Here is a 12,449-nt window from a genome sequence, read left to right on the forward strand (position 1 = left end):
TTTAAAAATGAAAGCTTGGCGTAAAATTCCATGCTGTCGATGGTAAATGCCTGTGGCGCCAAGCCTAAGGTGTTTGCCATTTGTGGTTCACAAAGCCCTTGATGGGCAAGATTGTGAATAGTGAAAACGCAGGGAGTTGTTTGGTCGCGCCATGCCATGTAAGCGGGAGTTAACGCAGTTGGCCAATCATTCGCATGCACAAGGTCGGGATACCATTGCATTTCCAGCCGACCCTTTGCGATATCGGCAGCCGCGAGCGCAAAACGCGCAAAACGTTCCGGATTATCGGCCCAGTCTTGTCCCGCAGTATCGCAATAGGGCGTGCCTTCGCGCTCATATAATTGTGGGCAGATCACCACATAAATAATTGGCCCGGAACCCATTTGCATGCGACCAATTTTGCACGCAGGCAAGTCTGCATGCGCATCAATATTGTCGATAATAGTAATTGGATAACCGCTATTGATTACCTGCGAATAACCGGGAATTAAAATGCGTACGTCATGGTGTTCCAGCAGCGCATTGGGTAATGCCTTGGATACATCGCCAAGTCCACCTACTTTCACCAGCCCGGCATATTCGGATGTAACAAATAAGATATTGATTTTGCGAGCCGGCGCACCGTCCGTATTTTGCGGCGGTGAAAGTTTTTGGGTTCGTTGCTGAGCGTGAGCAGATGCGATTAGCGCCGTGTTAATAGCGGTGGACATAAATTCTCCGGCTGACAATGTGTAAACCATAATGGGTGGCTTATTTTTTCGGTTGGTTGTTACTATCCTGCTGTGTGTAAATATCGGTCATAGCGGCCGGATTAACGGCTCCTGCGGGTAATGAATTTTTTGGTGGCATCAACGGGTCTTCAAAATAATTGGTTCGCAGCTGCGGCAAATAATCGGGATGGTTGGTTGCAATAAATTGCACCAGTTTTTCGCGTAGTAAGCAGCGCAAATCCCAACTGTTGCTGGCATTGCTAGAACTAACCAGAATGCGTAACTGAATAGCCTTGTCGCTAGTATCGGTGACTTGAATATTGCTTACACGGCCGTCCCATAATTCCGGTACTTGTGTGCACAAACGCTCCAGTTCACTGCGTAAAGGATCGAGCGGCATTGCATAGTCGACCCATAAAAATAATGAACCCAATAGTTGGGTAGATTCCCTCGTCCAATTTTGGAACGGATTTTCAATGAAATATTGCAGCGGCACTATAAGGCGTCGCTCATCCCAAATTTTGATTACGACGTAGGTACTGGTAATTTCTTCGATCCGCCCCCATTCATTTTCCACAATCACCACATCGTCGAGACTGAGTGGTTGGGTAATTGCAATCTGTAATCCTGCAATCAAATTGGCTAATACGGGTTTCGCCGCGAAACCTACGGCCAGCCCTGCTAAACCCGCAGACGCTAACAAGCTGGCGCCGATTTGTTTTGCCCCGGGAAAGGTCATTAACATGGCGGCGACACCGAATAAAATAACGAAAAAAGACAGTGTGTGGACCAGCACTTGGGTTTGTGTGTGAATTTTGCGTGCTGTGCGATTGTCACTCACTTGAATAGGATGGCGTTTAAAAATAACCTGACGCCCTGCGTCGACAAAACGCAATCCCAACCAGATAACCACCGCAATGATGGCCAGCGTGATCAGGTGGTTAACCGCTCCCGCAAAGCGGAGTGTCTCCGGAGCTGAGCGCCACACAATTTGCAAACCAATAAGTGGAATTAAAAAATGCAGAGGGGGCTTTATTCGTTCAAGTAAATCGCGCGCAAAAGAAAAAGGTTTGGCTATGCGGGTCAGTAAAAATGTAACCCCTGGTGCGACTAATGAAAGTACAACAAGGGTGATTAACGCAGTTGCTAGAAAGGTTAATTCAGGAATATGCTCTGCCCAGTCGTAATTCATGACAATACCTTTATGGACACATTTATACGCACAAAATTTTACAACGTAATGTCAACGTGTCTTTCTTAGCGCCAGAATGAGCTCAACTTTGCTCATTGTAGAGCGGCCGCTAATATGTTTTTTGCGCGCCTTCGATCTCAATGCGGCGATGGATTGCTTTTCAAGTGCATTGGGTTCCGCTTTTGCTTGCCGTGTCTCTGCTGCATGCTCCGCCGAATCTTTACGTGCCGCTTCTTTTATTGCTTCCGGTGTCGTAGTGCCGGAACCGGAGAGCTCACCACCGCCCGATTGCTTGTTTACCGTTGCCCAGGCAATTTGTTCCGCTTTTTCATGCGAAACGCCTTTGGCTTCATAACTTTCTTCAATGTGTTCCGCTTTTCGTTTTTGGGTGGCGGTATATTTTTGCTTGCTGCCGATGGCCATAGGAATCTCCCGGATTTTGTGCCATTAGAATGCGTTGAAGAAATACCTGTTCGTGTTCAAAGTAGCCTCCTTCTGCAGCGCAGCGATCAAATCGCTACGCAGCAGAAGGACGTTGCTGATTTATTCATTGTCGTGTGCAGCGACCAACGCTTTTGCCATTTTTAAATGGTGTTGCAATTTGGGTAGAGTTTGTTTGGCAAATGCGGCGATTTCTGCGTCATCTGATACTGCAGCTTGCTGAAATAGCTCGATAGTATCTTCATGGGCTGAAACCTGATTTTTTGCATAGGCTTCGTCAAATGATTCACCATCGCGCTGTTCCAATACGAATTTTTTCGCTTTGGTGGTCAGCTCTGCTTCATCTGACACTTCAAGATTTTTCCGGCTTGCAATGCCTGCCAGTTCCATGTTGGCAGCGGTGTGATCGCTTATCATTTTTTGTGCGAACGCTTGCACATCGGAGGAGCTTGATTTCTCCAATGCCAATTTTGCACCTTCAACTTCAGCGACGCCTTTGGCTGACACTTCTTCGACAAAATCATCGGCATCAATTTTATCCAAGGAAAATGCAAGGCTGGATGTTGCACCGAAAATACATACAAGTGCGCTATTGGTCAGTAGTTTTTTGATAGTCATGGTTAGTACCTCTGTTTGGATTGATCCTTATAAATCTGGTTTGAAAAATTGATCTGTTAAACCAGATGGGTTTGGCGATAGGTTTACTACCTGCCTTGGGTTAATGCTGCCAAGAAAAGTGAGGGGCTTCGGTGTGGTATCTAACCTAAAACTAAAAAAGGTAAAAAAGTGGAATAAAAAAGCCCTGCCTGTGAATTCGGTGCATATGTTATATGCCGCACAGTGGGATGGCTGTCATTCAGTTATACCTATCAATAATCCTATCGCGTGGAAGCGAACTTCTATGACCGAAAAAAGCAACAGCGACAATTTTATTAAGAACGATTTTCTTAATGACATCACTTGGTACAAAGACGCCATTATTTATCAGGCACATGTGAAGTCGTTTTTTGATGCTAATAATGATGGAGTAGGGGATTTTGTAGGGTTAATGGAGAAGCTGGATTACATTGTTGACCTTGGCGTCAATGCCATTTGGTTATTGCCTTTTTATCCTTCACCGATGCGCGATGACGGTTACGATATTGCGGAATACCGCAATGTACATTCTGCGTATGGCAGCTTGGGTGATGTGCGGCGATTTATTAGCGAGGCGCATAAGCGGGGATTGCGGATTATTACTGAACTAGTCATTAATCATACATCTGACCAGCATGCGTGGTTCCAAAAATCCCGGCGCGCAAAAAAAGGTTCCAAGGCACGAAATTTTTATGTGTGGTCTGATACCAATCAAAAATATGAAGGGACACGAATTATATTTTCAGATACGGAGAGTTCCAACTGGACCTGGGACCCGCTCGCAGGTCAATATTTTTGGCATCGTTTTTACAGCAATCAACCGGATTTGAATTTTGATAATCCCGACGTACTCAAAGAAGTGCTGAGTATCATGCGCTTTTGGTTCGATCTCGGTGTTGACGGTTTGCGTTTGGACGCAATTCCCTATCTAGTTGAGCGCGAAGGTACCAGCAACGAAAATTTGCCGGAGACCCATGAAGTGTTAAAAAAGATTCGAGCGGAATTAGACGCAAATTATCCCGATCGCTTGTTGTTAGCAGAAGCCAATTTATGGCCAGAGGATATCCAACAGTATTTTGGCAACGGCGATGAATGCCATATGGCATTTCACTTTCCATTGATGCCGCGCATGTACATGGCTATCGCACAGGAGGATCGCTTTCCTATTATCGATATTTTGCGGCAAATGCCGGAGATTCCCGCCAATTGCCAGTGGGCGATTTTCTTGCGCAACCACGATGAATTGACGTTGGAAATGGTGACTGATCAAGAGCGCGACTATTTGTGGAATCACTACGCGGCGGATCAGCGCGCGCGGATTAATTTGGGCATACGCCGCCGCTTGGCACCATTGGTGGAGCGCGACCGTCGCCGCATTGAATTATTGAATAGCTTGTTGCTCTCGATGCCCGGTACGCCAACCCTGTATTACGGCGATGAAATTGGCATGGGCGATAATATTTTCCTTGGTGACCGTCACGGCGTGCGCACACCCATGCAGTGGTCCGATGATCGCAATGGCGGTTTTTCCCGCGCTGATCCGGCCAGTCTTATCGCTCCGGCAATTATGGACCCACTTTACGGTTTTCAAAGTGTGAATGTTGAAGCGCAAGCGCGCGATACGCATTCGCTGCTCAATTGGACGCGGCGTATTCTCGCCATTCGCAAACAACAAAAAGCGTTTGGGCGCGGCAATTTAAAAATGCTAACTCCTGCTAATCGCCGGATACTCGCTTATTTACGAGAGTATTCAAATGCTGAAGGTGCGAGTGAAATTATTTTGTGCGTGGCAAATGTGAGCCGTGCAGCACAGGCAGCTGAGCTGGATTTGTCAGCCTATGCCGGGAAAATTCCGGTTGAGCTCATTGGCGGAACGTCTTTTCCACTAATCAGTAAATTGAATTACCAGCTCACCTTACCACCCTATGGTTTTTATTGGTTTTTATTGGTGGGTGAGGCCCAAATGCCCAGCTGGTATGTGGCGCCAGTCGAACCCATGCCTGAGCTCACGACCATTATTGTCAAGCAGAGCCTCCTTGAATTAATTGAATCCGAACCGGTGCGCGCACATATTGAAACGGAATCCTTACCAATGTATTTGCCGAAATGTCCCTGGTTTGCACTGTCGGGGCGTCCAATTTCCTCAGTAGAGCTGCGCTATGCGCTTCCGCTGGGCGACCCTGCTGATTTGTTGGTATTGACGGAAGTAGCCGTCCAGCGCGACGCAACGGAAGAAATATATTTTTTACCCATGGGCGTAGTGGCTGATCATTTGGCGGGGACGCCCTCACAACAATTAGCTTTAGCGCGCTTGCGTCAAAAACGGCGCGTGGGTTTACTGACAGATGCTTTCACGCTTCCGGACTTTAGTCGCAAGCTGATGCGCTACATGCGCGAGTCTGCTGTACTGCCTTTTGGTACTGGAGAGTTACATTTTATTGCGCGTCCAATGTTAGCGAGTTTTGATGCGGCTCTGGATGAGGATATTAATCTCGCACCGACAATGAGCATCAATGGTTCAGTCATTGTCGGCGAGAAAATGCGCTTGAAGCCGATGCGTAAAGTGTTCTCAGGTATTCACCCTGAAGTAGAGATTGGCGCCTATCTAGGCGATCACAAATTTCCGAATATTGCTCCCATTTATGGTGAGATGAAGCGTGTTACTGCACAAGGCGAAACCTTCACGTTAATTATCTTGCAAGATTTTATTAGCAACCAGGGCGATGCATGGCAGTGGACGCAAAATACTTTACAGCGTGCATTACGCGACCAGCTTTCAGCCGGCAGTTCCTCAATGGACATGCAATATCCTGCACTGCGGGAATTAAAAAGCTTTGCTAATTTACTCGGCCAGCGATTGGGCGAAATGCATGTTGTATTGGCACAACCAAGTGACGATCCACGTTTTGGTGTGCGGCCAATTCACGCCGCAGACACCGCAGAATGGGTAGACGCTATTGCGCGGCGGTTTGCCAAAGCGCTGGAAATATTACGTAATCAAAACACGCGCGATGCTAATTGGCTGATCGCACGTGCAGAAAAAATACAGCAGTTAATGGCGCAACTCGGCACTCGCGCACTCGGCGGTATACGCACACGTATTCATGGCAATCTCAATCTGGCACAGGTACTGGTCGTGGCAGGTGATGCCTATTTCGTAAACTTTGAAGATGCCTCCCATCAAAATCCCTTGCAGGATGTCGCCGATATGTTGTGTGCATTTAATGATGCTGCTGCGTTAGCCATTCGCAACGCGCAGACAACTAACGTGTCGTCCGATAGTGAAGAAATTCGTCGTTTAGTCGTTGCTTACACCTCTGCGGCCAGTGAGGCTTTTTATGATGCCTATGTGGGTGCTGCAAATGAACTGGCTCAGCACTGGTCGCAACGTGGTGGTGAAGCCGCAGCGCTTGCACTGTTCTGTTTGGATAATCGCGCCCGCGAAATTATCAAGACAGAACACCGGCAGGATTGGTTGGATGTACCCTTGCGTGACCTAACGGAAATGATCCTTAAGTACCAATATTAACGAATAACCTTTTTACTCCGCAAAGGGTATAAACAACGCTGTTTTAGGAAGTAGTTCATATGTGGCTTGGCGTACCGAAGATCGCATAAGAGGTGATTAATCTTAGGCTCTCATTGATACACCGGCAGCTTCGTTTGTAAGCTAGAGGTTGTCGCTCATGCAGATTATGACGATGAACCTGTTACAAATACGCTGCATTTTAAAAAGGAAATATTATGAAATGCCTATTTCTCACGTCTAGCCCCGGCTACGGCCACACTCGCGCTGCAGAAGCCATTGATATAGCGCTCCAGTGCCGGTATCCCGGTGTCGAAACAGAATATTTGAATATCACCAGTCTGATCGATAGTCAGGTGAGTAATGCCATTCAGGACGGTTATCTAAGGATGACTGCGGAACAGCCCGAGCTGTATCAAAAGTTGTATGACATGGACAAAAATTTCTATCGCCAACTCGCAGGAAAAATTCCTGCGGATCAAAATTTGATAGATTTTCTTGAGGAGCAGCAGCGACGATTTTTTCCGGAAGTGTTTGAGCGTTCCCGGTTTTCACTGCCTGTATTTTATAAAAGTTTTGATAGTGCGTTATTAAATACCTTGATTAACAGCATTTGCAACCGCGATAAAATTCCAGCCGGAAGGCTTCTTACCCAAGGATTGCTCGTGTTGATTTTTAACATTCTTGCTGCGCGTGTAAGAAAGTTTGTCAATGAATACAAACCGGATATTTTAATTGCCACCCAAATGTACCCGAATGCATTGCTATCACACTTCATTAAAAAGGGATTGATTAAACAACCCGTAGTAGGTGTGCTTACCGATTACGGTTTGCATGGTGTATGGGTGCGCAACACAACGGACATCTACTGTGTTAGTCATGAAGACGTTGCTGCAGAGTTGCGCAAGCAGGGTATAGCTGCAGACCGTATAAAAGTAACGGGAATCCCCCTTGTGCCAGCATTTTCCAATATTCCTACCCAGTCCCAGGCGCGTGCGCATCTTGGATTGGATTCATGCCCAACCGTTTTAATAACTGGAGGTCAGTGCAGCATAGGTGTTTTAAATGCAGTTCAAAAATTATTGAATGACGAGTATCACAATTATCAAATATTGGTGACGGCAGGGAAGCACACGGCTGATATGGAGGCATTGCAACAACTCGCCAGACATCACCAGCATCGTTTTAGATTGTATGGCTGGTGCAGCGATATCAGTTACTTGATTTGCGCTGCCGATGTGGTTGTGGGGAAACCCGGTGGTTTAACCTTAAGTGAAACGCTCGCGTGTGGACGACCTTTTATTGCTACCTGCTGTTTAGGCGGGCAAGAAGCGCATAACGTGCAATTTTTGCAAACCAATAAAGTGGGGCTGCAAGCGGGCTTGGAACAATTGCCCCAAGTATTGGAAGAGCTGTTCAATAACACAGAACTGTTGCGAAATATGAAAAGAAATGCTTATCAATTGGGTCGGCCTGATGCGGCTATGGCAGTTGTTGCAGAACTGGAAAATATCCTGCAACAGGAGGATGAAGGCCGCTATATAGAGCCGACGAGCGCTTTCGGATTATGAAGAGGCATTTTTTCTATCGATTCATGTGCTGGTACGAGGCCTATTGGCACCGCTGGCACGGCGTGGAAAAATTTGATGAGTTACTGAGTTTTTCGTTGGAAAAATACGCGGGAGAGCGTCGAATTATGAATGATGGCACCTGGATTGAGCCTGGGGATTGGTTGGCCATCTTACATTTTAATCGCGAATGTTTTGCCAGCTCTTCGGCTAATCCAAAAGATTACATCCGCAACGCTTTACGATTCAGGAAGCTAATTTTGTCATCTCTCAGGAAATTGGCACTGGATGTACATGCGAACGAAAAATTTGTCATGGTAAAAGCGTTTCATGGTGTTAGCTGGTTACCACCACATGGCGAAAAATTGGGTTTTCTTATTGAGCGCCTACCAGATTCTATGTTGAATCAGGTTCGGACGTTATATTTTAAAATTCTGTTAAACACATTTTTTCCGCATCTTGCTGCGGCGGAAAAAAATCGCGTTCAACCGCATGCCTATTGGTTGACCCGCCAGAGTTTACTTAAAAATTTTACGCCGGAGCCATCGCATGAGCCTCTTATTCAATAACAATACGGGGCTCGCTTCTGTTTCATCTGCCAATCGTGTTTTGCCTCCGCCTGTGCATAAAGTGCCAACTCCAGACATTATTGCATTATCAGAAATCAATCCGGCTCATTCGATTTGTTTAACCTTTGATGATGGGCCAGACCCTATATATACCCCGAAAATACTTGATGTGCTGGCAGACCATCAGGCAAAAGCGACTTTTTTTGTATTGGGTAAAGCGGCCGAGCAGTTTCCGCATTTGGTAGAGCAAATACTGCAAGCGGGGCATTCCATCGGTAACCACACTTACAGTCATCGTCATCCCTGGATGATGTCTTCGGAACAGGCTAAACAGGAAGTGATTCAGGCAAATCGGGTGATTAACACTATTACCGGACTAACACCGCGCTGGTTTCGCCCACCTTTTGGACGTTTGCGTACTGCCATGGGCATGCAAGCGCACCGTGAGCAGATGACTACGGTATTGTGGAGCCGCAGTATTATTGATTGGGGTTTTTGGGGGAGCAAAGTGGGTGTCGCGAGGCGTCTGAGCCAAATAAAGTCCGGGGATATTGTGCTCATGCATGATGGAAGGCCTGGGTACAATCATCCCGATGTCACTTACCAATGTTTGCCTGGTTTTCTGCGCGCTCTTGAGAGTAAATGTTTGGTGGCACGTAATCTTGATGAGGTTATGTCTCGTGCGGAGTAAGGGTAGTGTTTTATTAACCCGTATGGTGCAAGGTTAACGGGTTGGAGCCTATGTGTGTTGTCGCACTGAATGAAATAGTGTGAATTTATAAATTAAGTGGTGTTTTTCTGTTGCGAGGATTTGATGAAAATACGTCACGTTGATATTGCTGTCATTGGTGCCGGCACTGCCGGTTTGAGCGCGTACCGCGAAGCGCGAAACTACACGGATAACCTGGTTCTGATCGAGGGCAGTGCTTACGGAACAACCTGCGCACGCGTCGGTTGTATGCCCAGTAAATTACTTATTGCAGCGGCAGATCACGCGCATCACTCCAGCCAGAACGGTGTGTTTGGCGTGGATTACCCAACGCTTTTTATCAATGGGCAAGCGGTTTTGAAACGTATCAGATATGAGCGTGATAAATTTGTCAGTTCTGTTGTGGACGCTATTGATGAATTTCCTATCCAACATAAAATCAACGCCCGGGCTAAATTTATCTCTACCCGCGAATTAGAATTAACCGGGGCGGATGGTTCTGTGTCGCAAATGCGTGCTGAACGAATTGTTATCGCAACTGGTTCAATATCCGTCATTCCCGATTTTCTTCAGGGAGCTGGTGGACGTCTGTTGACCAGTGATGACTTGTTTGAATTGGATAACTTACCCAAATCGATTGCAATTTTTGGTGCTGGTGTAATCGGGTTGGAGTTGGGGCAGGCATTGAGCAGGCTGGGCGTGAAGGTTGCTGTGTTTGGCAAAAACGGCGAACTTCCTTTCATAAAAGATCCGGCAATCAGTGAATATGCGGATGCTGAATTCAACCGCGAATTCTGTTTGGATTTAAATGCCTATATCAATATTGTGCGCACAGAAAAGGACTCGGTGATCGTTGAATATCGTCATCGTGAAAAAGGAATGGTCGAGGAAGCTTTTGATTACGTGCTTGCTGCAACCGGAGGTCGGCCCAATATCGATGCACTCGCATTGGAAAATGCAGATATTGAATTGGGTCATAGAGGAATTCCATTCCATGATCGATATACAGGGCAGTGTGGTTCCACTTCAATTTATATTGCGGGCGACGTATCCAATGACATTCCTTTGCTCCATGAGGCTGCTGACGAAGGACGAATTGCAGGCGGTAATGCGGGGCGTTCGTTAAGGAACCCTGAAGATATACGCGCTGGCTTGCGGCGCACGCCGTTAAGCGTTGTATTTACCGATCCTCAAATTGCCAGTGTTGGGCAGAATTTGGAGGAAATCAGAAAAAATTGCGGCAATTGTTATGCAATCGGTGAAGTCAGTTTTGAAAATCAGGGGCGCGCTCGTGTAATGAATAAAAACCGCGGACTGCTGCGAGTCTACGGTGAAAAAGGTACAGGTTTACTATTAGGTGCTGAAATGTTTGGTCCTGCAGCCGAACATATCGCCCATCAGCTGGCGTGGGTTATTCAACTTCGTTTAACTGTGCCGGAGATTTTGGAGTTGCCGTTTTATCATCCAGTAATTGAAGAGGGGGTGCGTACCGCGTTGCGCGATCTGAATCATAAGTTACACAAGGGGCCGCACATGCAGAGCTCGTGTCTGGATTGTGGACCCGGGGCATAAATGTGCCCCTTTGCCCCCCAGGCTTTGGTCTTCCGTCAATTCCATCAAGTAAAGCGCTTGTAAAATCTGCGAATCTTTCTCATTCGATAGCATTAACAGGGTGAATTTTTTACCCAAATGCCTATAATGCCCACCCGTCTTAGCAGTAAACCCTGGCACACAATGCCGAACTTTCGTTTCCTATCCAATATCACCCGAATAAATGGAGTCTCATCGTGAAAGCACCTGTAAGAGTTACCGTCACTGGCGCCGCTGGCCAAATCAGCTATTCCCTGTTGTTCCGCATTGCTGCTGGCGACATGTTGGGTAAAGACCAACCAGTAATCCTGCAATTGCTGGAAATCACCCCGGCGCTGAAAGCCCTGCAAGGCGTGGCGATGGAGTTGGATGACTGTGCATTCCCTCTGTTGGCTGGCATTGTTACTACCGATGACCCTGCTGTTGCTTTCAAAGACTCAGACTACGCATTGCTGGTAGGCGCACGTCCACGTGGCCCAGGCATGGAGCGTAAAGACCTGTTGGCTGCTAACGCTGCTATCTTCTCTGTGCAAGGTAAAGCGATTGATGACCATGCGTCACGCAACATCAAAGTATTGGTAGTAGGTAACCCAGCTAACACCAACTCTCTGATTGCTCAACGCAACGCACCAAACATCAACCCACGTCAATTCACTGCGATGACCCGTTTGGACCACAACCGTGCTCTGTCACAGTTGGCTACCAAAACCGGCACCAGCATCAACAACATCACCAAAGCGCTGATCTGGGGTAACCACTCATCTACCCAGTATCCAGACCTGCACAACACCTTGGTTGACGGCAAACCAGCATTGAGCCTGGTTGACCAAGCCTGGTACGAAGCGGATTACATCCCAACTGTACAACAACGCGGTGCTGCAATTATCGCTGCGCGCGGAGCTTCTTCTGCGGCTTCTGCTGCTAACGCGGCAATCAATCACATCCGCGATTGGGCTCTGGGTACTCCAGCGAACGATTGGGTGAGCATGGGTGTATACAGCGATGGTTCTTACGGCATCGAAAAAGGCCTGATCTACTCTTTCCCATGCGTGTGCAAAAACGGCGATTGGGAAATCGTACAAGGTTTGGAAATCAATGAATTCTCACGTGCGCGTATGCAAGCGACCGAGAAAGAATTGCAAGAAGAGCGCGATGCAGTAAAAGAATTGCTGCCTGCGTAATTCGCAATAAGTTGATGAAAAAATGCCGCTGCTTTGTGAAAAGCAGCGGCATTTTTATTGGTAATTATTATTGTTGCGTTTTTAAATTTGTTTAAACTCCATCCACGCACTTTTGCTAGTCCCTGCAGGCAAATGCCATTTTTCGCTAAGCACTGCACCACGCTCCACACAAATATAAAATTGTTCCTGACCTTCGCCAATATCCGCAATTTTTGCAGCAGCTTCACTACCCGGGTTCCACACTACAACACTTGGGCAGTTGCTGTGGGTGATTTCGATATTGGGTGAGCCGCTGATGCTGACTGTGTTGTCGATTGCGTGATAAAC

At 47.0% G+C, this 12,449-nt stretch carries 10 protein-coding genes and 1 pseudogene; 6 read left to right on the plus strand and 5 right to left on the minus strand.

Translation table 11 applies throughout. The annotated features are described in order from the left end of the window. The 4 genes from ACWA6V_RS08330 to ACWA6V_RS08345 all read right to left on the minus strand — a co-directional run. Window positions 1–710 (minus strand): glycogen/starch synthase (locus ACWA6V_RS08330; RefSeq protein WP_449522044.1); only part of this gene is annotated, 710 nt, incomplete at its 3' end. Window positions 711–750: 40 nt separating this feature from the next. Further along, complete coding sequence (locus ACWA6V_RS08335; protein ID WP_449522045.1) at window positions 751–1,902, minus strand: mechanosensitive ion channel family protein; 1,152 nt, start codon at window positions 1,900–1,902, stop codon at window positions 751–753. Between the two features lie 51 nt (window positions 1,903–1,953). Next, complete coding sequence (locus tag ACWA6V_RS08340) at window positions 1,954–2,325, minus strand: termination factor Rho (protein WP_449522046.1); 372 nt, start codon at window positions 2,323–2,325, stop codon at window positions 1,954–1,956. A gap of 120 nt (window positions 2,326–2,445) precedes the next feature. Then, window positions 2,446–2,961 (minus strand): DUF4142 domain-containing protein, encoded by a 516-nt coding sequence (locus tag ACWA6V_RS08345; RefSeq protein WP_449522047.1) that lies wholly within the window; start codon window positions 2,959–2,961, stop codon window positions 2,446–2,448. Window positions 2,962–3,244: 283 nt separating this feature from the next. On the opposite strand from ACWA6V_RS08345, the gene treS reads away from it, so the two are divergent. The 6 genes from treS to ACWA6V_RS08375 all read left to right on the plus strand — a co-directional run bounded on the left by treS (window position 3,245) and on the right by ACWA6V_RS08375 (window position 12,122). Next, window positions 3,245–6,508 (plus strand): maltose alpha-D-glucosyltransferase, encoded by a 3,264-nt coding sequence (gene treS / locus ACWA6V_RS08350; protein ID WP_449522048.1) that lies wholly within the window; start codon window positions 3,245–3,247, stop codon window positions 6,506–6,508. Between the two features lie 215 nt (window positions 6,509–6,723). After that, window positions 6,724–8,076, plus strand: coding sequence for an MGDG synthase family glycosyltransferase (locus tag ACWA6V_RS08355; protein ID WP_449522049.1), 1,353 nt, complete (start codon window positions 6,724–6,726; stop codon window positions 8,074–8,076). A 23-nt stretch (window positions 8,077–8,099) separates the two neighbouring features. After that, complete coding sequence (locus tag ACWA6V_RS08360; protein ID WP_449522052.1) at window positions 8,100–8,642, plus strand: YkoP family protein; 543 nt, start codon at window positions 8,100–8,102, stop codon at window positions 8,640–8,642. After that, window positions 8,623–9,333 carry a polysaccharide deacetylase family protein gene (locus tag ACWA6V_RS08365; protein ID WP_449522050.1) on the plus strand — a complete coding sequence of 237 codons (711 nt, stop codon included), beginning with the start codon at window positions 8,623–8,625 and terminating at the stop codon, window positions 9,331–9,333. The genes ACWA6V_RS08360 and ACWA6V_RS08365 overlap by 20 nt, the downstream gene beginning before the upstream one ends. Window positions 9,334–9,456: 123 nt before the next feature. Then, window positions 9,457–10,923 carry a dihydrolipoyl dehydrogenase gene (locus ACWA6V_RS08370; protein WP_449522051.1) on the plus strand — a complete coding sequence of 489 codons (1,467 nt, stop codon included), beginning with the start codon at window positions 9,457–9,459 and terminating at the stop codon, window positions 10,921–10,923. Between the two features lie 215 nt (window positions 10,924–11,138). Next, complete coding sequence (locus ACWA6V_RS08375) at window positions 11,139–12,122, plus strand: malate dehydrogenase (protein ID WP_331352368.1); 984 nt, start codon at window positions 11,139–11,141, stop codon at window positions 12,120–12,122. Window positions 12,123–12,203: 81 nt separating this feature from the next. Here ACWA6V_RS08375 and ACWA6V_RS08380 read toward each other — a convergent pair. Further along, window positions 12,204–12,449 (minus strand): annotated as a pseudogene (locus ACWA6V_RS08380) (D-hexose-6-phosphate mutarotase); the annotation flags it as partial.

The sequence above is a fragment of the Cellvibrio sp. genome, assembly GCF_053579595.1.